Raw genomic sequence first — 24574 nt, forward strand, 5'->3', positions numbered from 1 at the left:
GGGGGGGCCCCCCCCCCCCCCCTGCCCCCCCGGGGACCGAGCGCGCCGGACTTTGTCCGGCGCGCTCGGCCTTCGGCCGGACTATCGTTGCGCGGGGCTTTGGTCGCGCGCTGGTCCCAGTCGTCGCCGGGAAGGCCGATCATACCGCCCAGGAGGCCGGTTTCAGGGCGCCGTTCCAGCAACCATCCTTGCGGGCTGCGCAAAAGCCAGACCACGCCTTCCCGGACGGGCTTTTCGGGTTTCGCGAGTTTGCGGGGCAGCGCGGCCTGGATTCCGGCGGCCCGGGCCGCGCAGGGCAGCATCAGCGGGCAGATCCCGCAGGCCGGGGATCTCGGGGTGCAGATGGTCGCACCGAGGTCCATCACCGCCTGGGCATAATCGCCCGGCCGCCTGGCCGGCGTGAGCCTCGCGGCCAGTTCCGTCAGCTCTGATTTTGCCGCCGGCAGCGGGGTTTCCACCTGGAACAGCCGCGACATCACCCGCTCGACATTGCCGTCCACGACCACGGCGGGCTCGTCGAAAGCAATCGCCGCCACTGCCGCCGCCGTATAGGGGCCGATCCCGGGCAGCGTCAGCAGCCCGTCACGGCTCTCTGGAAAGCCGCCCCGCGCCGCCACGGCACGGGCGCATTTCAACAGGTTGCGCGCCCGTGCATAATAGCCGAGCCCGGCCCATTCCGCCATCACCGCCTCATCCGGCGCTGCCGCCAGCGCTGCGACATCCGGCCAGCGCGCGGTGAAGCGCAGGAAATATCCCCGCACCGCCGCCACCGTTGTCTGCTGCAACATCACCTCTGACAGCCAGACCCGGTAGGGATCAGGGCGCAGGCCCGCTGCCCGCGCGGCGGGGCCGACCCGCCAGGGCATTTCGCGCGCATGGCGGTCATACCAGGCCAGCAGCGCCACACTTATATCGGCCGTCTCCCCGCCAGGCATCCGGGCCGGCTGCTGATTTCTTACAGCGCTTTCACGCAAGATTTATGGCCTCCGATGCCGCCGGCATTGCTTCCGGGCTTTCCGCCGCGCCTGCTTGCTCTAAGATAGGCTGCGAATTTGGCCGGGGAAACCGTCTCTGCGCGCTTTATCTGCGCGTGCTCTTACGGCCCTACCGATCTGGCAAAGACAGGACCCCATGGCGCGCAAGCCCGCCAGTCTTCCCTCAAAAGAACACCGCCGGCGCGGGTTCGAACCGGCATTCTCGCTGGTCTCGAACCAGGTGCGCGGCGCGGGAGAGGCGCGGGGCTTTGCGGTGGCGCGTCTGGTGACCCATTGGGCCGAGACCGTGGGAGAAGATGTCGCAAAGATCACGCGGCCGGTGAAGATTGGCTATGCGGCCGCGAGCCCGGGCGGTAAAGGCTCGGGCATGGGTGCCACGCTTACGCTGCTCGTCCAGGGCGCACATGCGCCGATGATTGGCATGCAGCTTGACCGGATCCGCGAGCGCGTCAACGCTGTCTATGGCTATAACGCCATTTCGCGCGTTCATCTGACCCAGACCGCCAGCACTGGCTTTGCCGACGGCCAGGCGCAATTCACCCATGCCCCCGCAGTGCCACGCCCTGACCCGGAGGCCGAGGCAAAACTCACCGCCACCGCCGCGCGGCAGACCGAAGGCGTCGGCGATCCCGGCCTTCGCGCAGCGCTTGAGCGGCTCGCGCAGAACATATTATCCCGCCCAGACAGGAAATGAGGACGAGACAATGACCATGATCAACCGCCGGCTGCTGCTTTCGATGGCTGCAACGCTCGCCGCAGCGCCGGCCTGGGCGCAGGAGACCACCGCATCCGAAGGCGAGGCCGCTCCGGAAGCGGCCACTGATGCGCCTGCCTCAGCCGCTCTCACCCCGCGCGATTTCACCCTGGGCGACCCGGATGCGAAGGTGAAAGTCGTGGAATATGCCAGCTTCACCTGCCCGCATTGCGCCAATTTCCACGACACGATCTACCCGAAGCTGAAGTCTGACTATATTGATACCGGCAAGGTGCATTTCACCCTGCGGGAGGTCTATTTCGACCGCTATGGATTCTGGGCCGGGATGATCGCGCGCTGCGACGACAACAAGCGGTATGAAGGCATCTCGGACATCGTCTTTTCGACCCAGGCAAAATGGCTCGATTCCTCTGACCCGACCGTGGTGATGGACAAATTGCGCACCATCGGCCTGACCGCGGGCCTCACCAATGAGCAGCTGGATGCCTGCACCGCGAATGAGGCTTTCGGTGAAGAGATGCTGAAACAGTTCGAGGCGAATATGGCCGCTGACAAAGTGACCGGCACGCCAACCGTCATCCTGGATGGTGAAAAAGTCGACAACTGGGCCTGGGACAATCTCAAATCCCTGATCGACGCGAAACTGGCGGGCTGATCCCGATGTCCGCGCCGCTGGAAGGCATCCGCGTCGTCGAACTGGCGCGGATTCTCGCTGGCCCCTGGGCGGGCCAGATCCTTGCCGATCTCGGCGCGGAAGTGATCAAGGTCGAGGCTCCGGAGGGCGATGATACCCGCCGCTGGGGCCCCCCCTTCATCACCCATGAGGGCGAGACCTCGGCCGCCTATTTCCACTGCTGCAATCGCGGCAAGAAAAGCGTGACTGCCGATTTCCGCAACGCCGAAGATCAGGCGCGGGTGCGTGAGCTGATCCGGACCGCCGATGTCGTGATCGAGAATTTCAAGCTCGGCGGTCTTGCGAAATACGGGCTGGATTATGCCAGCCTGCAAGAGATCAATCCGGGGCTGGTCTATTGTTCGATCACCGGTTTCGGTCAGACCGGGCCCTATGCGCATCGCGCGGGCTATGATTTCATCATCCAGGGCATGGCCGGGCTGATGTCGGTGACAGGCCCCGCCGATGGCCAGCCGCAAAAGGTCGGGGTGGCGGTGACGGATGTGTTTACCGGCATCTATGCTTCAAATGCGATCATGGCGGCGCTGATCCAGCGCGGCCGCACGGGTGCTGGTCAGCATATCGATATGGCGCTGATGGATGTGGCGACCGCGATCATGGCCAATCAGGCGATGAATTACCTCGCGACCGGCACGGCGCCGGTGAAAATGGGCAATGCCCATCCGAATCTTGCGCCCTATGCGGTGTTTGACTGCTCGGATGGCTGGCTGATCCTTGCGATCGGAAATGACGGCCAGTTCCGCAAGCTGTGCGGGCTGCTTGGCCTGAGCGACCTGGCTGATGATCCGGCCTTTGTGACCAATGCCGACCGCGTGACGCATCGCGCCGGGCTGACCGACAGACTGTCTGCCGCGACCCGCGCCATGACCAAAGCAGAGCTGCTGGCCGCCTGCGAGGCCAATGGCGTCCCTGCCGGCCCGATCAATGATATGGCCGAGGTCTTCTCGGACCCCCAGGTCATTGCCCGCGCCCTGCAGATCGCACCCGGCGGCGTGCCAGGGGTGCGCAGCCCGATGACTTTCTCGGGGGCGGAGCTGTCGCTCGGCGTGCCCTCGCCGCGTCTGGGTCAGCATCAGGCCGAGATTTTCGGCTGAAGGGGAGCAGGCGGGGGGCCAGCCCCCCGGCGCCCTTTCAGGGCGCTCCCCCCGGGATATTTTCAGACAGATGAAGAGAGGCAGCCTATTCGGGATAGGCCGCCTTGCATTGCGCGATCACGGATTGCGCCTGGCGCGACAGATCGCGCTGTTTTACCTGCAGTTGCGAGAGTTTTTTCGCCTCGAGCGCGAGGTCGATTGAGCGCGGCCTGGTGCGGACCTCGGTGTCCCAGCTGCGGCAGGTGGTTGAGACCGGGCGCGGCGTCGGGTCTTCTTTGGTGCCGGGGATATAGCGGATACAGGGCCGCCAGTCGGGCACCGTGACCTCGTATCGTTCAATCGCATAGCCGCGCTGCAGATTGCCCTGCGATTCGCCGATCAGCTTTTCCACCGTCCGCAGATCGCGCGTATTGCGGCTGATACATTGTTCTTGCGGCGTGCCGCAGGCGGCGAGAGTGGTGAGGATAAGAAAGGCGGCGGTTTTTTTCATGATGCGACTCGCGAGGGTCTGGCGGGGAGCGGCTGGCGACCAGCATGGCATAGCCGGGACGGGGGCCAAACGGGTTGGAGGCTCTGGCTTGCGGTGATAGGCAAAGGCTGGCCGAGACGATGGATGTGACAATGGGCAACGATCTGACCGAATACAAGATACGGGCTTCGGACTGGTTCCGTACACTGCGCGACCGGATTGTCGCGGCGTTCGAGGATCTGGAGGATCGCGCACCCGGCGATCTTGCGCCCGGCCGGTTCGAGGTCACCCCCACCAGCCGCGAAAACGATGGCGGCGGCGGCATCATGAGCGTGATGCGCGGCGGCAGGGTATTCGAGAAGGTCGGCGTCAACTGGTCCGCGGTCCACGGGTCACTGGGCGCGCGGGCGCAAAAGGCGATGGCAGCGCGTGGTGTGCCGGGGATGGAGCAGGATCCGCGCTTCTGGGCCAGCGGCATCAGCCTCGTGGCCCATATGCAGAACCCGCATTGCCCGGCGGTACATATGAACACCCGCATGTTCTGGACGCCGCATGCCTGGTGGTTCGGTGGCGGCGCGGATCTGAATCCCTGTCTGGAATATTCCGGGGACACCGCGCATTTCCATGGCGTGTTGCAGGCCGCCTGCGATGCTCATGACCCGGGCTATTACGCGAAATTCAAATCCTGGGCCGATGAGTATTTCTTCATCCCGCATCGTGGTCGCGCGCGCGGTGTCGGCGGCATCTTCTATGACGACCTCAATACCGGCGACTGGGAGGCCGATTTTGCCTTTACCCGCGCTGTGGGCGAGGCTTTTCTGCCTGCCTTCCTGCCGGTGACCGAACGCCATATTTCCGAGGCTTTCGCCGGACCCGAGCGCGAGGCACAGCTTGTCCATCGCGGCCTTTATGCCGAATATAACCTTGTCTATGACCGGGGCACGAAATTCGGCCTCGAAACCGGTCATGACGCCAATGCGGTTCTTATGTCCCTGCCACCCCTGGCAAAATGGATCTGAAACATGTCTGACATCACCGTCAAAGCCCTCTATGCCTCGGTTGTCGAGGATGAGGGTCAGCTGTTCATTGGCTTTGTCGAGGGCGAGGATGAGGAGGAGCCCTATGTCATGTTCCGCCGCGACGCCTTTGGCGGCCCGGTCTGGTTCGAGGTGTCCGATGAGAGCCTCGGCGCCGAAGAGGCGGTCGAAAGCGTGACCCGCACCGAGCGCGGGCTGTCGATTCTGATCGACCCGGCCAAAGCGTCGAAATTCCTCATGGCGCGTGAGATCGTGGTGCAAATCACCGCCGCGACCGAGAATGGCGAAGAGGCGATTGAGGCGCTCAGGGATCTGATGGGGGAGCGGTTTCGGGGGTGAGGGGAGCCACTGGCGCATCATTTCTACGTGCCATGATACTCTTGATGCGGTCCAGGTGCGAATATCCCTCAATTGTGATGCTGGCTGAATAGCTTCCCGATTCTGGTGCTCCTTTTAATGCAACTTTCCGATTTCTGACCAGACTATCCAGGGCATCCTGCAATTCTATCCGTAACTGATGCGAATTTGGAGTGAGGGCCAGGTTCCCGCCGAGCATTGATGTAATCAGATCGTGTTCGGAAGTAATGGAAACCTGGCCACCTGCGGTTTCGAGTGCTTGTAGCAGTTTCGTGGCGCCCGTGCTTCGCGCTGTGGCGTTGGTTTCGGCTTCCACTGTATCAATACTGCTGCGCAACTGGGCTTCTTTTTCAATCAATAAATGCTCTTTGTCCGCAATCTTGTCCCGTTTCTCCAACGAGATACGTTTCGACAACAGAATGCTTGCGTCGACCTCATCATCGGCGTTGTGGCGTATTGAACGGATTTTTGCACTCCGCTGAGCTAGCACCGATTTGCGCCAAAGTTCGATTCTGGAAATCAGAAAGCTGAGTACTGCATGTGTTGCAGAAAATGTAAGGCATACGACTATTGCGGTGCAGGCGGGGTAAAGAAAGGAACGGATTGGTCCCGTTACAGCGTCAATCTTTTCGAGCTTTTCAGCTGTCGTCAGATCACCGGCAAACAGGAGCAGAACTACCCGCCAGTTCCACAACACAAGGCTGCTCAGGAAAAACAGCGTGAAATAGCCGCTGCCGGTTTTGTCGCGCCAGTCGGCGTAGAAGTCTTTGAAAAACGTGGTCAAATCAGGCTCTGCAATCAGGAAATGATTGCCAGGCTATGCCGGATCACAGGTGGAAGACAAGCGCTCTCACTCTGCCCAGACGGGTGCCGGATCGCGGCTGAAGCGATAGAACAGGTTCGGCTCGGATACGATATAAATGTCGCCCCGCGCATCAACCGCCAGCCCTTCGGCCTGGGGGACATCATCGCGCAGCCCATGCCAGCCGGACCAGAGCGGCATCACGCTGACCGGGCTTCCATCCGGCGCATATTCGGCCAGCGCGCCGGTCATATCCGACAAAAGCAGCAGATTGCCGGTCGCGTCATGGGCCGAAAGCGAGGAAAGATCGGTGGTGAAATGGCCGAAGCGGTCGCCGGGCGCCCATTCGGTCACGCTGATCGAAAAGCCCTCACCGGCAATCGCTTCGGTCAGGCCCCTGACCCGCAGCACCCGGATCGGCAGCATTTCCTGGGCGATGAACAGCTCGTCACGCGCGCTGTCCCAGGAGACGCCCTCGAAGCCCATATTGTGGTACGTTCCGTAGTTCAACACCAGCTCTGGTGAGCCTGCCAGATTGATCTCGCTGGCCTCCGGACCGATCACCACCCAGTTCAGGCTTTGCCGCGCCTCATCGGAAATGACAAAGACCGTGCCCTCCACATGCGAAATCCCCTCCGGATCCACCGCGCCGATCAGCGGGATCAGCCGCAAAAGTGCACCATCTTTCGACAGTTCCGCTATCCCCGGCGGGCGGTTGATCACCGCAAAGAGCGTGTCGCTTTCGGGCGCCCAGGTCAGGCCGGAGAGGTTGCTGTCAACCCCCACTACCGGCTGCGCCTCGATCTGCGCAGTGTAATAGGGCAGCCATATCCCCTTTTCATGCCAGTCGGCTGCGGTCTGGCGCATGTTCAGATATTGCAGCCCGAGCCCGAAAAGCCCTGAAGCCCAAAGCCAGAAGCCGCCGCCCGCCAGCACAAGCGCCGCCAGCGCCCAAAGGAGAGGGCGCCTGCGTCGGGCAAGGGGCAGGGCTGTGCTTAGGCTCATCCCCCTTCCCGAACGGCGTCGATCATCCGCTGCACATTATCGGGATCCGCATCAGGGGTGATGCCATGGCCGAGATTGAAGATATGCGGGCCTTTCGAGAAGGCGCGCACCACATGGCGGGTCTCGCGGATCAGATCTTCGCCGCCGGTGACCAGATGATGCGGTGCCAGATTGCCCTGGACGCAGATCTCTTTCTGCACATGTTCCGCCGCCCATTCCGGGCTGACCGAATTGTCCACCGCGACGCAATCGGCGCCGGTCGCGCCTGCGAAACCGATATAGCCCGCGCCCGCTTCGCGCGGGAAGGCAATCACCGGCAGGCCGGGATGGCGGGCTTTCAGCGCGGCGATGATCTTCGCCGCCGGTTTCACGGCAAAATCCTGAAAATCCTGACCTTTCAGGCTGCCGGCCCAGCTGTCGAACAGCTTGATCACCTCGGCCCCGGCCTCGACCTGGGCCGAGAGATATTCGATCGTCGCACCGGTCAACCGGTCGATCAGCGCTTCAAAGGTCGCGCGATCCTCGCGTTTCAGGCGATGCGCGCCCGCCTGTTCCTCTTTGCCGCGCCCCGCGATCATATAGGTCGCGACTGTCCAAGGGGCCCCGGCAAAGCCAATCAGCGTGGTTTCCGCCGGCAGCTCGCGCTTGAGGATCCTCAGCGTCTGATAGACCGGGGCCAGGGTCTCGTGAATCGCTTCATCCGGGCGCAGCCCCGCCACTTCGGCGGCCGAGGTCGTGGTCTCCATCCGTGGCCCTTCACCGGTTTCGAACCACAATGCTCGCCCGAGCGCCTGGGGCAAAAGCAGGATATCGGCAAAAAGGATCGCCGCATCGAAGCCATAGCGCCTGATCGGCTGCAGCGTCACTTCCGCCGCAAGCTCGGAATTGTAGCACAGCCGGAGAAAGTCGCCGGCCTCGGCCCGGGTCGCGCGATATTCCGGCAGGTAACGGCCTGCCTGGCGCATCATCCAGACCGGCGGCACCGGCTGAACCTCTCCCCTCAGGGCGCGCAGGATCTTTTTCTCGCTCATGGCAACCTCCGGCTTATCCCAAGCGCCGTGCCCCGCCTGCGACCACAAGTCAAGCGACCATCCGCCCGCCAGGCCCCTTGGCGCGTCCATCTGCCGCGCGTTCCTCCTCAATTCCGCCTGTTACAGATACGCCCGCCGCCACCCGCCAAAGGGCCGCAGAGATTGTCATTTCGCACCGGATCAGCGATGGTGCCGCAGATTTCAGTCAAAGGTGCGCTATGTCTGCCGATCCCCTCGCTGCCCCGAAAAAGCGGGTCTCCACCAGTGTTTTGCTGCTGGTCTACCTTGCCTTCATGCTGTTCGGGATCGTGATCGTCGCGGTGATCTGGATGGTGGCAGACCAGTTCCTGACCAGCTCATCGCAAAACAGCGCGATGGGGGTGGTGGTCCCGATGATTGCCGCCATGTCGATGTCTTCCTTCTGGGCGAGGCGCGAGGGCCGTCCCACCTCTGGCCGGCAATGGTGGATTGCGCTGCTGGCCACTTTGCTGACGCTTGCGCTGAACGGCGCGCTGATCTGGGCCATCGCCTCCAGCGGGGCATGGCCCGAACTTTCCTTCCGCAACGGCTTCAGCCGCGATGACCTGGTGTTCGGCAGTATCGTTGGCGCGGTGCTGCTGGTGCTTTTGACTCTGGTCGTCCGGTTCGGCTTCTGGCTGGGGCTCAATGGCTGGGAAAAACAACAGGCCAAACTCGCCGCGCTGAAGACCCGGCGATGAGCGGCGATGATCTGTCGCATAAGGTGGATCAGGTTCTGGCGGAACCTCCGCGCCGGGTGACGCGACTGGTCTCGGAAGGGGGCCGGACCTGGTGGCTGAAACGGGTGGAGCACCTGTCGCTGAGGCTCAGGCTGCAAAAGGGTGACCCGTCCCGCGCTTTCGAGGCCGAACGCAATGGTCTGAAAACCCTGGCGCAAAAGGGCATTCCGGTGCCTGAGATCGCCATGGAAGGGACGGATTACTTCCTCCTCCCCGATGCCGGTCCGACGCTGCAGATCCTGGTGGAAGAGGCGGCGGATGATCCTGGGACGCGCGCCGCCTTTGCCGCTGCCGGGCGGGCGCTCGGGCTGTTGCACTGGGCCGGGCTGTCGCATGGCCGCCCGGCGCCGCGCGATATCTGCTGGGACGGCACGACCGCGCGTTTCATTGATCTCGAACGCTTTTCCGCCGCGCATCGCAGTGGTTTCTGGCAGGCGCTGGATATCGTGATCTTCATCCAGAGCTGCTATGGGCGCTGGCCCGATGACCCGCGTTTCCTTGATGCCGCCCTTGAGGCTTACCGCGTCAACGCGCCCGAAGATGCGCTGGCGCGCGCCGGGCGGCTGGCCTTCTGGCTGGGCTGGCTGAAGCCGCTGGCGCGCCTTGTGACCAGGTTCAAACCGCGCAGCCGCGAATTCCGCGCGATCCCGCTGACGCTTGCACGCCTGGCGGGATTCCGGCGGGGTGATTAACCGTCTTCGCGCAAGACCTGCGCCGGTTTGACCGCCAGCGTTCGTCCGGCAAAGACCAGCCCCGCCAGCAAAACCGCCGCCACGCCACCGAGGATGATCAGTGCGGCCGGGACCGGCTCGAACCGCCAGCTGCTCTCCATCACGAAATACATCACGGCCCAGGACGAGATCGCGCCGGCGACGACCGCGACAAGTCCGGCCGCCAACCCGAGAATCGCGGCGCGCAGCGTGAAGCTCGCGATGATCCGCGCCCGGGTGGCGCCGAGCACCTTGAGGATCGCAGCCTCGCGGGCGCGGCGCCGCTCGCCTGCCGCCGCCGTGCCGATCAGCACCGCAAAGCCGGTCAGGAGTGTTCCCGCCGCCGCCCAGGCCGTGGCGGTCGCGATGGCGGAAAGCGCCTCGGACACCCTGTCCACGGCCTCGCGGATGCGGATTGCGGTGATGTTCGGCCAGGCCTTGGTGACCTCGCGCAGGATGGTCGCTTCGGCCTCGGGCGGCGCGTAGAGCGTGGCAATATGGCTGTGCGGTGCGCCGCGCAAAGCGGCTTCGTTCATCACGATCACAAAGCCCATTCCCGCATTCGAGAAATCGACTTCGCGCAGCGAGGTGATGGTGCCGGTGATGTCGCGGCCCAGAATATTGACCGTCATCTCATCGCCGATTTTCAGCCCGGTCTCTTCCGCGACCTGGGCCGAAAGGCTGATCTGCGGCGCGCCCTGATAGGCCTCGGGCCACCAGGAGCCGGCGGTGATCTTTGTGCCCTCGGGCATCGCAGCGGCATAAGAGACGCCGCGGTCGCCGCGAATGATCCAATGCTCGCCGATCACTTCGCGCGCGGGGCGGCCATTGACCCCGGTGACCACGCCTCGCAGCATCGGCGCGGTTTCATACTGGCTGACGGCGGTATCGGCTTGAGCCATCTCGATGAAGGGGCCGATCTGGTCGGGCTGGATATCGACAAAGAAGAAGGCCGGCGCCCTTGTCGGCAGGTCACGGTCAATGGCGGCGCGCAGATTGGCGTCGATCTGCCCGACAGCGGCCAGCACCGAAAGCCCGAGACCCAGCGACAGGATCACCGGCAGTGCCTCGGATCCGGGGCCGCCAATCGCGGCCAGGGCCGCGCGCAGGCCGGGGCGGCCTTGCGCGATGCGGCTATGCGACAGGCGCCGCGCGATCCGTCTGAGGGCCCAGGCGGCCAGCGCCAGCACGGCAAGCGCGGCCAGCACCCCGCCGGCCGTGCCAAGTGCCAGTTCGGGAATGCCCGAGGTGAAGACCGCCACCACGACCAGAAGCACGATCAGAACGGCAAGCAGTGCCAGCCAGCGCTTGCGCGGCCAGCCCGAGACACCGCCGCGATAAAGCGCCGCCGCCCGGATGCGCTCGGCCCGCGCCAATGGCAGAAGGGTGAAGATCAGCGCCGTCAGCGCGCCGTAAAACGCGGCCTCACCAAGGGCGGCAGGTGCCACGCCAACCTTTGCCGGGAAGGGCAGCGAAGCCTCGATCCAGGGCGCGGCCATGAGTGGCACGCCCGCCCCGATGATCAGCCCCAGCACGATCCCGGCCAGCGTCAGCACCGCGACCTGGATCAGATAGGTCGAGAAGATCAGACCCGAAGAGGCCCCGATGGTCTTCAGCGTCGCAATGGTCTTTTCCTTGCCCTGAAGCCAGGCCCGGACGGCGGCGGAAATGCCCACCCCCCCGACCGCCAGCCCGGCCAGCCCGACCAGCACAAGGAAAGACCCCATCCGGTCGATAAAGCGCTCGATCCCCGGGGCCGGGCGGCGGCTGTCGGTCCAGCGCATACCCGACTCCTGGAAGGCTTGTTTTGCGGCCTTTTCAAGCGTTTCAAGATCGATCCCCGGTGCGAGGGCGAGGCGGTATTTCGTCTCATACAGCGTGCCGGGGGCGAGAAGACCCGATGTCGCCAGCGCCGGAGTGGCGACGATGCTGCGCGGCCCGAGCGAGAAACTGTCGGCGCCGGTGTCGGGTTCGTCGATCAGCGCGGCCATGACAACAAAGCTCTGGGTGCCAAGGCTGAATGTGCCGCCGATCTCAAGCCCGAGACGTTCGATCAGCAAAGGATCGAGCACCGCACCGGGGAGGCCATTCTGCCCTTCCAGCGCCTGGTCCAGCGGGATCGCCGGGTCGAGCGTGACTGTGCCGTAAAGCGGCCAGGCGGTGTCGATGGCCTTGACCTGGGTCAGCGCCTGGTCCTCTGGCGTGATCGCCATGGAACGGAAATCGACGATCTCCGACACGCGGGCGGCATGGGTGGCCATGAAAGCGCGCTCGCTGTCACTCGCGAACCGGTAGGTGAAGCGCATCTCGGCATCACCGCCGAGGAGAACCGAGCCCTGATCGGCCAGACCGGCCTGGATCGAGGCCCGCAGCGTCGCCACGCCGGCAATCGCCGCCACGCCAAGTGCGAGGCAGATGAGGAAGACGCGCAGCCCCCTGAGCCCGCCCCGGAGTTCGCGGGCCGCTATACGGAAGGCGAGGCTCATGCGACCACCTGGCCTGACGCGCTCTGGTCTGGCACGATCTGGCCATCAATCAGCCGCAGCACCCGGTCGCAGCGTTCGGCCAGCTCCGGCGCATGGGTGACCATGATCAGGGTCGATCCGTCCCGGTCCCGCAGCGCGAAGAGCAGATCCATGATCGCCTGGCCATTCACGCCGTCAAGATTGCCGGTCGGCTCATCGGCCAGCAGGATCGGCGGGCGGGCGACGATGGCGCGGGCCAGCGCCACGCGCTGCTGCTCGCCCCCGGAAAGCTGCGCCGGATAATGGTCGATGCGGTGCTCCAGACCCACGGCTTCCAGTTCAGATTTCGCACGGGCAAAGGCATTTTTCTCGCCGCCCAGCTCCAGTGGCAGGGCGGTGTTTTCCAGCGCGGTCATGTTCGGGATCAGGTGGAAGGACTGGAACACGACGCCCATATTGCCACGCCGGAATTTCGCGAGCTGGTCTTCGTCCATGCGGCCGAGATCCTGGCCGAGCGCCTCGACCTGGCCGGACGTTGCGCGCTCCAGCCCGCCCATCAGCATCAGAAGCGAGCTTTTGCCGGAGCCGGAAGGACCGGTCAGAGCCAGGGTTTCCCCCTGGTTGACCTTGAGCGAGATGCCCCGCAGGATCGGCACCGGCCCGGCATTGCCCTGAAGGGTGAGGCCAATATCGGTCAGTGAAAGGACGGTCCCGGTCATGCGCAACTTCCTGAAACGAATAGGTCAGACCGGATATGCCGCATCGCGGCGCGTTCGCAACCTCACGTTTGCGTTGGGTCTTGTGGTTTCGCCGGCTTTCGCGGCGGAGCCGGTGACGATTGTGGCGCTTGGTGACAGTCTGACGGCGGGCTACGGGCTGCCGGCGGGCGAGGGGTTCGTGCCGCAGTTGCAGACCTGGCTCGACCGTCAGGGGGCAGGGGCGATTGTGCTGAATGCCGGCGTGTCGGGCGATACCACCGCGGGGGGGCTGTCACGGGTTGACTGGGCGCTCGGGCCCGAGGCGGATGCGCTGATTGTGACGCTGGGCGGCAATGACATGCTGCGTGGCATTCCGGTTGCGGAGGTGCGGGCCAATATGACCGGTATCATGGAGGCCGCGAAAGCGCGGGGCCTGCCGGTCCTGATCGTGGGGATGAAGGCGCCGCTGAACTGGGGGCCGGATTACAAGCGTGATTTCGATGCGATCTATCCGGAGCTGGCGGCGGAATATGGCGCGCTGCTCGCGGATAATTTCTTTGCCGGGCTTATCGCGACAGGGGCGGATCCCTCGGACCCGGCTTCGCTGAATGCCTGGATGCAGCCTGACGGGATCCATCCGAATGCGGCCGGGGTGATCTTGATTGTCGAAGGGCTGGGGGCAGAAGTGATGCGGCTGATTGCTGCGGCCCGGGCGGAATAACGGGCAGACCAGTAGCCTCCGGCGGGAGGATTTCGTCAGGGGAAAAGGCCCCGCCGGAAGTCTGGTGGAGGACCTGTGATCAGCCGACGCGCCGGCCTGCGACCCAGGTGCCGCGAATGGCCCCGGCGGCACCAACGCGGTGGACGCGGATCAGGTCGGCGCGTTTGCCGATGGCAATGTCGCCGCGATCGGTGAGGCGTGCGGCCTCAGCCGGGGCTTTGGTTACGGTGCGGATGCCGCGCGGCAGATCACCCCAGAGATCACCCAGCATCAGCGAAGCCGACAAAAGCGACGAGGGCACGTAATCCGAGGACAGGATGTCGAGAAGATCGGCCTGCGCCAGATCTGCCGCCGCGACATTGCCCGAATGCGAGCCGCCCCGGATCAGGTTCGGCGCCCCCATCATCACAAGGATGCCCTGGTCGCGGCAGGCGCGCGCAGCCTCGACCGTGGTGGGGAATTCGGCAAAGCTCACGCCCTTTTCGCGGCTGGTCACCACCTGGTCTTCGGTCGTGTCGTCATGGCTTGCGATCACGGCGCCATAGCGGCGCGCGGCTTTGACGGCGGCCTCTTCATGCGCGGCACTCACCCGGGCCGAGAGCGCCTGCTGGCTCGCGATATGCTCGGCGAATTGCGTCTCGGACATGCCGCGCTTGCCCATGACATAGTCGCGGAGTTTCGTGATGTCGCGGAACTGGCGCTGGCCCGGGGTGTGGTCCATCAGGCTGACGATGCCGATGCGGTCCTCGGTGCCGAATTTGTCGAGTTCCTCGATGAGGGTTTCCGAGCAGACCTCGGCGCGCAGATGCAGGCGGTGGCTGATTTTCAGCGCGCCCATCTCGCGCAGGCCCATGATCTCATGCGCGAGCGCTCTTGCATATTCGCCGTAACCGGCATTGTTTGACGAAAAGATCGATCCCACCCGCAGCGCATCGAACACGGTTGTGATGCCCACCGAGGCCAGTTCGGCATCATGGGCGATGATTGCACTTGCATGGGGCCAGTCGACGCGGGGGCGGGGCTGGAGATGGCGTTCCAGGTTGTCGGTATGCAGTTCCACAAGGCCCGGCATCACCAGATCGCCCTGCATATCTTCGGCGGCTTGCGGGGCTGTGCCTGTGTCAATGTCGTCAATCAGCCCGTCCCGGATCACGATATTGCCGGTGACGATTTCATCGGCCAGAAGGATGCGGGCATTGGCGAGGATGGTCTGGGTCATGACTGGGCTTTCTCGGCAGGAGGCAGGGTCGGCAGGCGGGAGAGCGCTGCAAATGGCACCGTGATGTCACATCCGTGTGACAGATGGCGGTTAGGGCGAAACTGGTTCCGAAGGATGATGCGGGATCGGGCTGAGAGGACGGTGGCGATGAGCGATTTCACGAGATATGCGGTCTATTACGCGCCGCGCCCGGGGGCCTTTGCGACAAGGGTGGCGGGCTGGCTCGGCTGGGATCCGGAGGCAGGGCTGCCGATCGCTTTCGCAGGGCCCGAAGGATTGCCACGCCCCCAGGCCGAGCTGACGATGAGCCCGCGCAAATATGGCTTTCACGGCACGATCAAGGCGCCGTTCCGCCTGGCCGAAGGTCTGGAGCGTGCGGATCTTTCCGGGGCGCTCGCGGACCTTGCCGGCCGTCTGGCGCCGGTCGGGACGCGGGGGCTGGAGCTGCGCCGGATCGGGGGATTCCTTGCGCTGGTGCCGCAGGGGGATGAGGCGGCGCTGCTGGCTCTGGGCGCCGGGGTGGTCACGGATCTCGACCCTTTGCGTGCCCCCCTCACCGAGGCAGAGATCGCAAAGCGCCGCCCCGACAGGTTGACCCCGCGCCAGCGTGAGTTGCTGTCGGCCTGGGGCTATCCTTTTGTGATGGAGGAGTTCCGTTTCCATCTGACGCTTTCTGACAACCTGCCGGAATCCGAGGCGGCTGAACTGGCCGCGCGGCTGGATCCCTGGCTCGCCCCCGATCTGCCACGTCCCTTTGCCATCGAGGATCTGTGCCTCTTTGGCGAGGATGCGGCGGGGCGGTTTCACCTGCTGGAGCGTCATGCGCTGACCGGCTGAAGCGCGTCGAGGAAACGGGCGATGCCGGTCTCGGGGCTGGCATCGTTCATCACCGTGATCACGCTGAGGCCACCCGAAAGCCCCTCGGGCCAGGGCTGCCCGGCGCGGGCGACCCGCGCGGCGATGTCCAGAGCGCTTTCGCGTCCACGTGCCATCAGCCGCGCTGCCAGCACCTGGGGCAGTGCGGTGACATGGATCACGCGCAGCCCCGGCCAAAGCAGGGCGGCGCGTTCAAGCCCCTGGCGCGAGCCATTGAACAGAAGATCCGCGCCATTCGCCAGCGGCGCCAGCGCGGCGGCCGGGATGCCGTAGCACAGCCCATGTGCCTGCCAGTCCAGTGCGAATTCCCCCGCCGCCTGGCGCTCTTCAAATTCTGCAGCCGTCACGCCCTCGAAATCCTCGCCACCGGCATCCGTGGGCCTTGTGATGACGCGGCGTATGACATGAAGATCAGGTCTCGCCGCCAGCGCGCCCTGGATCAGCGTGTCCTTCCCGGCCCCCGAGGGGCCGACAATGGCGAAAAGCCGTCCCGTCATGGCGCGAGCCTCCTCATGCTGCCAGACCCGGGGTGAAGCCGGTCACATCCAGCAGCCGGTCGCAGACCCGGGCGCGGGCCTCTTCGTCATGGAAGATCCCGAGGATCGCCGCGCCGCGCGCCTTGGCCTCGGCTATCAGCCCCAGCACCACCTCGCGATTGGTGGCGTCGAGGCTGGCGGTCGGCTCGTCCAGCAGCATCGCGGGGTAGGGATGGATGAAGCCGCGCGCGATGTTCACCCGCTGCTGCTCGCCGCCCGAGAATGTGGTGGGCGAGAGCGACCAGAGGCGTTCGGGCAGGTTCAGCCGCGACAGCAGCGCCGCCGCCCGGTCGCGGGCCTCGTCTGCGGCAGTGCCGAGGGTCAGGAGCGGTTCCGCCACCACATCGATCGTCGGGACACGCGGCACGACGCGCAGGAACTGGCTGACATAGCCCAGCACCTCGCGCCGCAATGCCAGGATCTCGCGCGGGCTGGCCTTAGCGACATCAAGGCCCCCCACGAGGATCGCACCCGAAGCGGCAAGGTAATTGCCGTGGATCATCCGCATCAGCGTGGATTTTCCGGCGCCCGAGCGCCCGGTCAGCGCCACGCATTCCCCGGGCGCGACCGAGAGGCTGACGCCGGCCATAACCGGGATTACGGCGCCATCCTGCCCGCCGCCCTGATTGTGCAGCGTAAAGGTCTTTGAAACGTCTTTCAGCATAATCATGGGGTCAGACCTGCAAAACCGAGGAAACAAGAAGCTGGGTATAGGCATGTTGCGGATCATCAAGAACCTGATCAGTCAGGCCCTGTTCAACCACATGGCCCGATTTCATCACCATAAGCCGATGCGCCAGCAGCCGCACCACGGCAAGGTCATGGGTGACCAGCACCACCGACAGCCCGAGATCGCGCACCAGACCCCGCAAGAGATCCAGAAGCCGCGCCTGGACCGAGACGTCAAGGCCACCGGTCGGCTCGTCCATAAAGACCAGACGCGGCGCAGTGACGAGGTTGCGCGCAATCTGCAACCTTTGCTGCATGCCCCCCGAAAAGGCGGAGGGCCGGTCGTCGATCCGCGCCCCGTCAATTTCGACCCTGCCAAGCCAGTCGAGTGCCGTCTCGCGGATGGCGCCGTAATTCCGCCCGCCCACGGCCATCAGCCGCTCACCAATATTGCCACCGGCGGAAACGCCCATCCGCAGCCCGTCCCGCGGGCTCTGATGCACGAAGGCCTGTTCACTCCGTGCGAGCCGCCGCCGCTCCGGTTCTGCCATGGTGATCATGTCACGCCCGTCAAACAGGATCCGCCCCTCCTCCGGCGCCTGATGCCCGGCGAGGCAGGAGAGCAGGGTCGATTTGCCGGACCCGCTCTCTCCGACGATCCCCAGCACCTCGCCGGGAAACAGATCAAAGGAGACATCGGCGCAGCCAATCCGGCTGCCGTAGAATTTCGACAGCCCCCTGACCGAGAGCAAAGGCCCGGCCTCTTTCACCTTTGCATAAATGTTCATCTCAGCCCCATCCATCAGCTGCGCTCCGTTTCCAGGGCCGCGCTGCGGCTGCTACAGAAGTCAGTGTCCGAACAGACGAACATCCGTCCGCCCTGGTCATCGGTGATCACCTCGTCCAGATAGCTCTCGCGCGATCCACAGATCTCGCATTCATGATCCGCTTTTGACGCAACGAACGGGTGATCCTCGAAATCGAGGCTGACCACCTTTGTGTAAGGCGGCAGCGCATGGATCCGCGCCTCGCGCCCGGCCCCGAAAAGCTGCACGGCGGGGCTGTCCGAAAGCTTCGGATTGTCGAATTTCGGGATAGGCGAAGGCGTCATCACATAGCGGTCATGCGCCATCACCGGCCAGGCATAGGAATTGGTGATCTCGCCATGCCGGGCAATATCTTCGTAAAGCTTGACATGCATGAGGCCATATTCCTCCAGCGCATGCATCCGCCGCGTCTCGGTCTCGCGCGGTTCCAGAAAGCGCAGGGGTTCGGGGATCGGCACCTGATAGACCAGGATCTGATCCTCGGTCAGCGGCGTTTCCGGGATGCGGTGGCGGGTCTGGATCAGGGTTGCCTCTGTGGTCGCTTCGGTCACCGCGACCCCGGCCGTGCGCTGAAAGAACTTGCGGATCGAGACGGCATTGGTCGTGTCATCCGCACCCTGGTCGATCACTTTCAGGCGGTCCTCCGGCACCAGACAGGCGGCAGAGACCTGGACCCCGCCGGTGCCCCAGCCATAAGGCATCGGCATCTCGCGGCTGGCAAAGGGCACCTGATAGCCCGGCACCGCCAGCGCTTTCAGAATGGCCCGGCGCAACATGCGTTTGGTCTGTTCGTCGAGATAGGCAAAATTGTAGCTTTCGGCCTCGACGGGGGGGCTGGAGGTGGTCATTTTCGCGCTCCCGAAGGCCGGGCGCCGCCTGGGTTGCGGGCGCCGGCAAGGGTGATCAGCAGAGCGGCGGCGCGATCTGGACGGGCATCATTCTTCCTCCTGTGCGGAAAGGGCGGCGCTGCGCAGCCGGCGGATCAGCTCCAGCTCGGACTGGAAATCGACGTAATGCGGCAGCTTGATATGTTCGAGGAATCCGGTGGCCTGGATATTGTCGCAATGCGACAGCACGAATTCCTCATCGCGGGCCGGGGCCGGATTGTGGCTTTCCCCCAGTTCCTTCCAGCGCAAAGCCCGGTCAACAAGGCTCATCGACAGCGATTTGCGCTCGCTCTGGCCAAAGACCAGACCATAGCCGCGGGTGAATTGCGGCGGCTCGGTTTTCGATCCGCCAAACTGGTTCACCGTCTCGCATTCCGAAAGCTCGATCTCGCCGATCTCGATGCTGAAACCCAGCTCTGGGATCTCGGCCGCGACGGTGACCTGGCCGATGCGCAGCTCGCCGACAAAGGCATGGGTATTGCCGTAGCCGCGCTGTGTCGAATAGGCGAGCGACAGGAGAAACCCCTCATCGCCGCGCGCCAGTGCCTGAAGACGCAGCGCCCGGGTCGCGGGCAGTTCCAGCGCTTCGCGCGTCAGATCGGGGGGCGTGTCGGCGCCGGTGCCGGCCTCTTCGATCAGCCCTTCGCGGTTCAGAAAGCCCATCACATGCGGCACCGCATCCAGCCGCTCCGGGCTGGCGCTCGCTGCTTCTGGCGGGGTGATCCCTTCGGCAGCCAGCGCGAAATCCAGCAGGCGATGCGTGTAATCGAAGGTCGGCCCGAGGATCTGGCCGCCCGGCACATCGCGGAACGTGGCAGAGACGCGCCGGATCACCGCCATCGTGGCGGTCTCGACCGGCAGCGTGGCGCCAAAACGCGGCAGGGTAGTGCGATAGGCGCGGATCAGGAAAATCGCCTCGATCAGATCGCCCCGCGCCTGTTTGATCGCCAGCGCGGCGAGGTCGGGGTCGAAAAGCGAGCCCTCCGCCATCACCCGGTCGACCGAGAGTTTCAGCTGCTCGCGGATCTGCGCGATAGACAGCTCGGCGATGCCCGTGTCGCCCCGGCGTTCTTCGGCGAGCCAGGCATGGGCGTTGTCGATGGCGCGCTCTCCGCCTTTGACGGCAACATACATCAGATATCCTCCAGCCTCGTTGAGCGCGGCAGACCGGCGATCTGGTCCCCGGCGGTCAGGAAAGTGTCAAACCCCAGCGGGTACAGCGCGTTATTGGCCTGGAAAGCGGCGATTTCCGGCAGGGTAAGCCGGGCGCTGTCCTGAATGCCCGGCCCGGTCAGGCGGGCGCCGCGCGCCTCAAGCGCCGGCATTTCAACGATCAGCGTGGCGGCGCGGTCGGGATAATCTGGCGTGCCAGTGGCAAAGCGCGAGACCTGCGCCAGCGCCTCCCAGCTGCCGATCACGAAATGCGCGGCCTCAGCCGTGGTGAAGGGCGCGCCGGTGTGAAAGGTCAGCCAGGCGCGCAGCCCGGCACTGTCATGCGAAGGGGCGAGCCAGACCGGCGTCGTCTGATCCATCAGCACCAGCGCCAGCGTCCCCGCTGCAACCGAGAGCGGCGCGGGCGGCAGCGCGCCGGTGATCATCTGAATGCGACCGGGGCGGGCCAGGGCCTGCATCGCGGCACGGAAAGCACGGGCGGCGTCATGCGCCGGATGGGCGAAACCGCCGGCGAGCGAAGGCGTGACCGGGGCAGGTTGGACGGGCGCGTTCATTTGTCATCTCCGCGTACAAGGGTGAAGAATTCGACGCGGGTGGCGGCGGCTTTGGCAGCGCGCGCCTTGCGGCGGGCGGCCTCGGCCTCGGTCAGGGGCATGAGGATGGTTGCACGGATGCGCTCTGCCGCATCGGTCTGCATCAGCGCATCGACCAGGGCGGCATGGCGGGCATGGACGCGGTCGCGGCCCTGGACCAGCGCATGGCCGGTGGTGCCATCCGGGAGATGCAGCGTGGCGCGGGTCACGGTGACCTCGCCCAGCGAAAACGGCGCGCCGCTGCCGCCGATGCGGCCCTGGACCATCATCGTGCCGGTCTCGGGCGCGCGCAGGTCGTGATGGTCGGGCAGCGGCATCGGCAAAAGCGCGGCAAGCGCCTCGGGCCGCGCGCGGGCGAGGGTGCCCATCCAGGCGCGGCGCGCCCCGGTGAGATCTTTGGCAGGGGAAGGTCCGGTGTGATTCATAGCAGACATCTTTTCTGACTTGTCTGTTTTACTAGACAACTATACAAGTAAGCGGCGGGCGACAGGTGACGTCAATGCGAATATTTTGCGAAACTTCGGTAACGGGGGCAGGGAATGGCGCGCACGGCTTTGTGGAAGGGAATCGCCGGGACACTGGCGGCTGAAGTCGCGCAGGGCCATTTTCCCATCGGCGCGCGGCTGCCAAGCGAAGCGGAGCTGTCGGTCCGGTTTGGCGTCAACCGCCATACCGTGCGCCATGCGCTGGCCGATCTGGCGGAACGCGGCCTGGTCCATGCGCGGCGCGGTGCCGGGGTTTTTGTGCTTGGACGGCCCACGGATTACCCGCTCGGGCGGCGGGTGCGCTTTCATCAGGCAATGGAATCGGGAGGGCGGCTGCCATCGAAACAGCTGACACGGCGCGAGACACGGCCCTCGGATGCGAAGGAGGCGCAGGCGCTCGGTCTGGCGACGGCGGATGCGGTGCTTGTGGTTGAGGGGCTTTCCTCGGCCGATGGGCAACCGCTGGCGGTGTTCCGCTCGGTCTTCCCGGTGGCACGCCTGCCCGGTCTCGCGGCGGCTTTTGAGGGCGAAAGCTCTATCACGCGCGCGTTGGCGGCGGTGGGGGTGGCGGATTACACCCGCGCCTCAACGCGGCTCTCGGCCAGGGCCGCCAGCACAATGGTGGCCCTGGCGCTGCGGATCCCCGAAGGCGCGCCGGTTCTGCGCACGACTTCTGTCAATGTGGACGGGGCGGGGGTGCCGGTCGAGTTCGGCATCACCTGGTTCGCGGGGGACCGGGTGACGCTGACGGTAACGCCGGAAGGGGCTTAGCCCTCGTATTTCTCAAGGAAAGCCTCGGCGGGGAGCTTGCGGAAGTCGGGCAGGACGTCGCGCAGGCGGGAATGATCCCAGTCCCACCAGGCGAGTGCCATGAGCCGGTTGATCACAGAGTCGGAAAAGCGCATCCGGATCAGCCTGGCCGGGCTGCCGCCGACGATGGCGAATGGGGGGACGTCTTTGGTCACCACCGCGCCCGAAGCGACGATGGCACCGGCACCGAGGGTGATCTCGGGTTTGATGATGGCGCCATGGCCGATCCAGCAATCGGGACCGAGCACCGTGCGGCGGGCGGCGCGGGCGGCGAAGAAGTCCGGGTCATCTTCGGCATCGTCAAAATACCAGGAAGAGCGGTAGAGGAAATGGTGTTGCGCCGCATTGGCGAAAGGGTGGTCGGTCGGGCCGATCCTGGTCAGGGCGGCGATATTGGCGAATTTGCCTACCGTGGTATTTGCGATGTCGGAAAGGCGTTCGGCATAGGCGTAATCTTCGAAGGTTGAGTTCAACACGCGGGTGCCTTCGCCGACCTCGCAGTAAGCGCCGAAGGTGGAATTGGCGATATGGGTGTTGGGGTGCAGGAAGGGCGCAATCGGCGAGAGGCGGGGCATTTTCCGGGGCTTTCGGGGGAGTGGTCCGCCGGTTGGCTGATGGGGGAGCCTCCGGCGGGGATATTTAAGGACAGATGAAAAGGGCTTATTCGCCCTTGATCAGTTTGCGGCGGATCCAGCCGGAGAGGCTGTCGAGCGCCATGACCATCAGCACGATCAGGATCATGTAATAGGCGACGTCCTCCCAGTCTTTCTGGGTGATGATGGCTTGCGTGAGCAGGAGCCCGATGCCGCCGCCGGTGATGGCGCCGATGACGGTGGCGGAGCGGGTGTTCGACTCAAAGAGGTAGAGCACCTGCGACATGAGGACGGGTGTGACCTGCGGCAGCACGCCGAACCGCGCGCGCTGCAGGGTGGTGGCGCCGGTGGAGCGGACGCCTTCGACCTGTTTTTCGTCGATGTTTTCAAGAGCTTCTGAGTAAAGTTTGCCGAATGTGCCGGTATCGGTGATCAGGATCGCCAAGGCGCCGGTCATCGGGCCGGGGCCGAAAGCGCGGGCCAGCACAATGGTCCAGATCAGCGCATCGACGCCGCGGATGAAGTCGAAGATGCGGCGCATCACAAAGCGCAGCGGCCCCAGCGGGTTGAAGTTCCGCGCTGCCATGAAGGCCAGCGGCAGGGCCACGAGGGCTGCGAGGAAGGTGCCGATGAAGGCCATCAGCAGGGTCTCGAACAGGGCCCAGGCGACCTCGCCATGGTGCCACATTTTGTTGGTCCAGAATTCTGACGCCATATAGCTGATATTGGACCGCGCCGGGTCGATGCGGTCACCGGAGAAGGCCAGCGATGCGAGGTCCCAGGGGGATTTCTGGAAGAAAGGGCTGTCGGCGGTGAAGAAGAAAAGCGCCCAGCCGGCCTGGTAGCGGAAGGTCTCGACCTTGGAGCGCGAATAGTTGAAGCGGCCCGCCGGGGTGGTGACGGTAATCAGCCGGTCTGAGGCATTGATCCAGGAAGGCAGCGGCTCTGGCGCGTCGAGGATGAGCGACTGGCCGTCGGCGGCGGGACGGATGTCTATGGTGCCGTAGCCGGGGACAACATAGCGCGCGCCCTGATCGTCATAGGTAACGATATTGCCGGAGCCGAGGTCGATGGTGGTGACACCATCGGTGACGCTGACCCAGTCGGGCAACAGGCCGGGTGGGTAGGCACCACGGTTTTCGCCATCCTTCGAGATTGAGAGCGCGCCGCTGCGATTGTCGCGGGTGACATGGGTTTTATGCGCCCAGAAATCGGTCAGGAGTATGGCGGCATTGTCGGTTTTGGCGCGCGCGGCGATGCCCGGGATGTCGAAGGCAAAGAAGATCCAGGTCAGATAGGCGAGGATGATCCCCGGGACGATGAAAGACATCCGCATCCGTTTGCGGAATGTGGCGATCAGGGATTCGGTGGTGTGGGTGGCCGGGACATTCAGGCTGATGGTCATGGCTCAGGCCCTCGTCTTCTGGATCGCGCCCCGGACGAGGCGGGTGCGGTAAAAATCGGTGACCTGGTCGATCAGCACGATGGTGAGGAACAGCAGAAGGAAAATCGCGACCACCTGGTCATATTTCCCCGCGCCCCATTGCATGGCGAGTTTCAGGTCATAGCCGATGCCGCCGGAACCGACGAAACCAAGGATTGCCGAGGCGCGGACGTTGATCTCGAACCGCAGCATCAGGTAGCTGAGCCAGTTCGGCGCAACCTGGGGAATGACGCCGAGCCACATCCGTTGCAGCCAGCCCGCGCCGACCGAGGTCAGGCCCTCGACCGGTTTTACATCGGCGTTTTCAGCGACTTCGGAGAAGAGCTTCCCCAGGGCCCCCGCGGTATGCAGGCTGATTGCGATCATTGCGGGCACCGGGCCGCCGCCGAGGATGAAGATCAGCATCAGGGCGATCACGATTTCGGGGATCGAGCGCGTCAGGTCCATCATCCGGCGGAACAAGGGCGTCAGGCGCGGCCAGCGGGCGAGGCCGCGCGTGGCCAGCAGCGCCAGCAGCGCCGCCGTAAAGCCGCCGATCAGGGTCGAGACGGCGGCGATATTCACAGTTTCCATCAGCGATGGCAGGAATTGCAGGAAGAGGCCGGGGATATTGGCGCGTTTCTCCCAGGCTTCGGTAATCACCTCGGAGGGGAAAGCGAAGATCTGCGGCAAGCCGTTGATGAACCCGCCCGCATTGCGGCTTTCGGCAAGCTGGAAGCCCGCGATCATCAGCGCGACAAACAGCGCGAGGATGATGCCGCTGTAGAGACGGCGGCGGCGGACCATGTCGAGATAGGCTTCGGTTGTGTCCAGGCTGGTGCCCGGTTTTCGGTCCGGTCCAGACCCGTTTCCCGGCCCGTAAGCGATATCGACCATGCTGCCCCCGCGTAAAAAGAGGCCGGGCCTTCGAT

The 24574-nt window shown here is 64.7% G+C and carries 28 protein-coding genes; 10 read left to right on the forward strand and 18 right to left on the reverse strand.

The features are described from left to right. A partial coding sequence (locus M3484_RS07200) for an A/G-specific adenine glycosylase (protein WP_249496351.1) occupies positions 1-935 on the reverse strand: 935 nt, incomplete at its 3' end. Positions 936-1131: 196 nt separating this feature from the next. Between M3484_RS07200 and M3484_RS07205 the strand changes: the two genes are divergently transcribed. The 3 genes from M3484_RS07205 to M3484_RS07215 are packed head-to-tail and all read left to right on the forward strand — an operon-like array spanning position 1132 to position 3498. After that, entirely contained in the window at positions 1132-1689 is a 558-nt protein-coding gene (locus tag M3484_RS07205; RefSeq protein ID WP_249496352.1) for a DUF721 domain-containing protein, read from the forward strand. Positions 1690-1699: 10 nt separating this feature from the next. Beyond that, positions 1700-2365, forward strand: coding sequence for a DsbA family protein (locus M3484_RS07210; RefSeq protein ID WP_249496353.1), 666 nt, complete (start codon positions 1700-1702; stop codon positions 2363-2365). 5 nt (positions 2366-2370) lie between these two features. Then, positions 2371-3498, forward strand: a complete 1128-nt coding sequence (locus M3484_RS07215) for a CaiB/BaiF CoA transferase family protein (RefSeq protein WP_249496354.1) — start codon at positions 2371-2373, stop codon at positions 3496-3498. 85 nt (positions 3499-3583) lie between these two features. On the opposite strand, the gene M3484_RS07220 is transcribed toward M3484_RS07215, so the two are convergent. Beyond that, positions 3584-3988: a hypothetical protein gene (locus tag M3484_RS07220; protein ID WP_249496355.1), complete on the reverse strand. Its 405-nt coding sequence runs from the start codon at positions 3986-3988 to the stop codon at positions 3584-3586. 131 nt (positions 3989-4119) lie between these two features. Here M3484_RS07220 and hemF point away from each other — a divergent pair, with 131 nt between their 5' ends. Both hemF and M3484_RS07230 read left to right on the forward strand, forming a co-directional pair. Then, entirely contained in the window at positions 4120-4986 is an 867-nt protein-coding gene (gene hemF / locus M3484_RS07225) for an oxygen-dependent coproporphyrinogen oxidase (protein ID WP_249496356.1), read from the forward strand. Between the two features lie 3 nt (positions 4987-4989). Continuing rightward, the gene (locus M3484_RS07230) at positions 4990-5343 is read left to right on the forward strand and encodes a hypothetical protein (protein WP_249496357.1); all 354 of its coding nucleotides are present in this window, start codon (positions 4990-4992) and stop codon (positions 5341-5343) included. Here M3484_RS07230 and M3484_RS07235 read toward each other — a convergent pair. From M3484_RS07235 to hemE, 3 genes are all read right to left on the reverse strand, one after another. Further along, positions 5309-6145, reverse strand: a complete 837-nt coding sequence (locus M3484_RS07235) for a hypothetical protein (RefSeq protein ID WP_249496358.1) — start codon at positions 6143-6145, stop codon at positions 5309-5311. The genes M3484_RS07230 and M3484_RS07235 overlap by 35 nt on opposite strands. A gap of 66 nt (positions 6146-6211) precedes the next feature. Next, positions 6212-7168 (reverse strand): SdiA-regulated domain-containing protein, encoded by a 957-nt coding sequence (locus tag M3484_RS07240; protein ID WP_249496359.1) that lies wholly within the window; start codon positions 7166-7168, stop codon positions 6212-6214. Beyond that, complete coding sequence (hemE, locus tag M3484_RS07245) at positions 7165-8199, reverse strand: uroporphyrinogen decarboxylase (RefSeq protein WP_249496360.1); 1035 nt, start codon at positions 8197-8199, stop codon at positions 7165-7167. The genes M3484_RS07240 and hemE overlap by 4 nt, the downstream gene beginning before the upstream one ends. Before the next feature lie 218 nt (positions 8200-8417). Here hemE and M3484_RS07250 point away from each other — a divergent pair, with 218 nt between their 5' ends. Together M3484_RS07250 and M3484_RS07255 are read left to right on the forward strand one after the other, a co-directional pair. Beyond that, positions 8418-8918 carry an ABZJ_00895 family protein gene (locus tag M3484_RS07250; RefSeq protein ID WP_249496361.1) on the forward strand — a complete coding sequence of 167 codons (501 nt, stop codon included), beginning with the start codon at positions 8418-8420 and terminating at the stop codon, positions 8916-8918. After that, the gene (locus M3484_RS07255; protein WP_249496362.1) at positions 8915-9649 is read left to right on the forward strand and encodes a BUD32 family EKC/KEOPS complex subunit; all 735 of its coding nucleotides are present in this window, start codon (positions 8915-8917) and stop codon (positions 9647-9649) included. Before M3484_RS07250 ends, M3484_RS07255 begins: the two co-directional genes overlap by 4 nt. Here M3484_RS07255 and M3484_RS07260 read toward each other — a convergent pair. After that, entirely contained in the window at positions 9646-12153 is a 2508-nt protein-coding gene (locus tag M3484_RS07260) for an ABC transporter permease (RefSeq protein ID WP_249496363.1), read from the reverse strand. The genes M3484_RS07255 and M3484_RS07260 overlap by 4 nt on opposite strands. Then, complete coding sequence (locus M3484_RS07265) at positions 12150-12851, reverse strand: ABC transporter ATP-binding protein (RefSeq protein ID WP_249496364.1); 702 nt, start codon at positions 12849-12851, stop codon at positions 12150-12152. Before M3484_RS07265 ends, M3484_RS07260 begins: the two co-directional genes overlap by 4 nt. On the opposite strand from M3484_RS07265, the gene M3484_RS07270 reads away from it, so the two are divergent. Beyond that, entirely contained in the window at positions 12850-13551 is a 702-nt protein-coding gene (locus M3484_RS07270; RefSeq protein ID WP_249496365.1) for an arylesterase, read from the forward strand. The two genes, M3484_RS07265 and M3484_RS07270, sit on opposite strands and share 2 nt — an antisense overlap. A gap of 79 nt (positions 13552-13630) precedes the next feature. Here M3484_RS07270 and M3484_RS07275 read toward each other — a convergent pair whose 3' ends face one another. Next, complete coding sequence (locus M3484_RS07275; RefSeq protein WP_249496366.1) at positions 13631-14770, reverse strand: alpha-D-ribose 1-methylphosphonate 5-triphosphate diphosphatase; 1140 nt, start codon at positions 14768-14770, stop codon at positions 13631-13633. A 147-nt stretch (positions 14771-14917) separates the two neighbouring features. Between M3484_RS07275 and M3484_RS07280 the strand changes: the two genes are divergently transcribed. Further along, positions 14918-15607, forward strand: coding sequence for a DUF1045 domain-containing protein (locus M3484_RS07280; RefSeq protein ID WP_249496367.1), 690 nt, complete (start codon positions 14918-14920; stop codon positions 15605-15607). Here M3484_RS07280 and phnN read toward each other — a convergent pair. From phnN to phnG, 7 genes are all read right to left on the reverse strand, one after another. After that, the gene (gene phnN, locus M3484_RS07285) at positions 15589-16143 is read right to left on the reverse strand and encodes a phosphonate metabolism protein/1,5-bisphosphokinase (PRPP-forming) PhnN (protein ID WP_249496368.1); all 555 of its coding nucleotides are present in this window, start codon (positions 16141-16143) and stop codon (positions 15589-15591) included. The two genes, M3484_RS07280 and phnN, sit on opposite strands and share 19 nt — an antisense overlap. Positions 16144-16156: 13 nt before the next feature. Further along, on the reverse strand, positions 16157-16852 hold the full coding sequence (phnL, locus tag M3484_RS07290) for a phosphonate C-P lyase system protein PhnL (RefSeq protein ID WP_249496369.1): 696 nt from the start codon (positions 16850-16852) through the stop codon (positions 16157-16159). 4 nt (positions 16853-16856) lie between these two features. Further along, a complete protein-coding gene (gene phnK / locus M3484_RS07295; RefSeq protein ID WP_092902189.1) occupies positions 16857-17639 on the reverse strand; it encodes a phosphonate C-P lyase system protein PhnK in 783 nt (260 codons plus the stop codon). Positions 17640-17653: 14 nt separating this feature from the next. Further along, positions 17654-18526, reverse strand: a complete 873-nt coding sequence (locus M3484_RS07300) for an alpha-D-ribose 1-methylphosphonate 5-phosphate C-P-lyase PhnJ (protein WP_249496370.1) — start codon at positions 18524-18526, stop codon at positions 17654-17656. A gap of 87 nt (positions 18527-18613) precedes the next feature. Further along, positions 18614-19699 carry a carbon-phosphorus lyase complex subunit gene (locus M3484_RS07305; protein ID WP_249496371.1) on the reverse strand — a complete coding sequence of 362 codons (1086 nt, stop codon included), beginning with the start codon at positions 19697-19699 and terminating at the stop codon, positions 18614-18616. Then, the gene (gene phnH, locus M3484_RS07310; protein ID WP_249496372.1) at positions 19699-20292 is read right to left on the reverse strand and encodes a phosphonate C-P lyase system protein PhnH; all 594 of its coding nucleotides are present in this window, start codon (positions 20290-20292) and stop codon (positions 19699-19701) included. The genes M3484_RS07305 and phnH overlap by 1 nt, the downstream gene beginning before the upstream one ends. Next, the gene (gene phnG, locus M3484_RS07315) at positions 20289-20756 is read right to left on the reverse strand and encodes a phosphonate C-P lyase system protein PhnG (RefSeq protein WP_249496373.1); all 468 of its coding nucleotides are present in this window, start codon (positions 20754-20756) and stop codon (positions 20289-20291) included. Before phnG ends, phnH begins: the two co-directional genes overlap by 4 nt. Positions 20757-20870: 114 nt before the next feature. Here phnG and phnF point away from each other — a divergent pair, with 114 nt between their 5' ends. Next, positions 20871-21587 carry a phosphonate metabolism transcriptional regulator PhnF gene (gene phnF / locus M3484_RS07320; protein ID WP_249496374.1) on the forward strand — a complete coding sequence of 239 codons (717 nt, stop codon included), beginning with the start codon at positions 20871-20873 and terminating at the stop codon, positions 21585-21587. On the opposite strand, the gene M3484_RS07325 is transcribed toward phnF, so the two are convergent. From M3484_RS07325 to phnE (M3484_RS07335), 3 genes are all read right to left on the reverse strand, one after another. Further along, positions 21584-22201: an LbetaH domain-containing protein gene (locus M3484_RS07325; RefSeq protein ID WP_092900989.1), complete on the reverse strand. Its 618-nt coding sequence runs from the start codon at positions 22199-22201 to the stop codon at positions 21584-21586. The genes phnF and M3484_RS07325 overlap by 4 nt on opposite strands. An 85-nt stretch (positions 22202-22286) precedes the next feature. After that, positions 22287-23624, reverse strand: a complete 1338-nt coding sequence (phnE, locus tag M3484_RS07330; RefSeq protein WP_249496375.1) for a phosphonate ABC transporter, permease protein PhnE — start codon at positions 23622-23624, stop codon at positions 22287-22289. A gap of 3 nt (positions 23625-23627) precedes the next feature. Beyond that, positions 23628-24539: a phosphonate ABC transporter, permease protein PhnE gene (gene phnE, locus M3484_RS07335; protein WP_249496376.1), complete on the reverse strand. Its 912-nt coding sequence runs from the start codon at positions 24537-24539 to the stop codon at positions 23628-23630. Between the last annotated feature and the right edge of the window lie 35 nt (positions 24540-24574).

The sequence above is a fragment of the Pseudomonas sp. GX19020 genome (assembly GCF_023371075.1).
Taxonomy (GTDB): domain Bacteria; phylum Pseudomonadota; class Alphaproteobacteria; order Rhodobacterales; family Rhodobacteraceae; genus Pseudogemmobacter.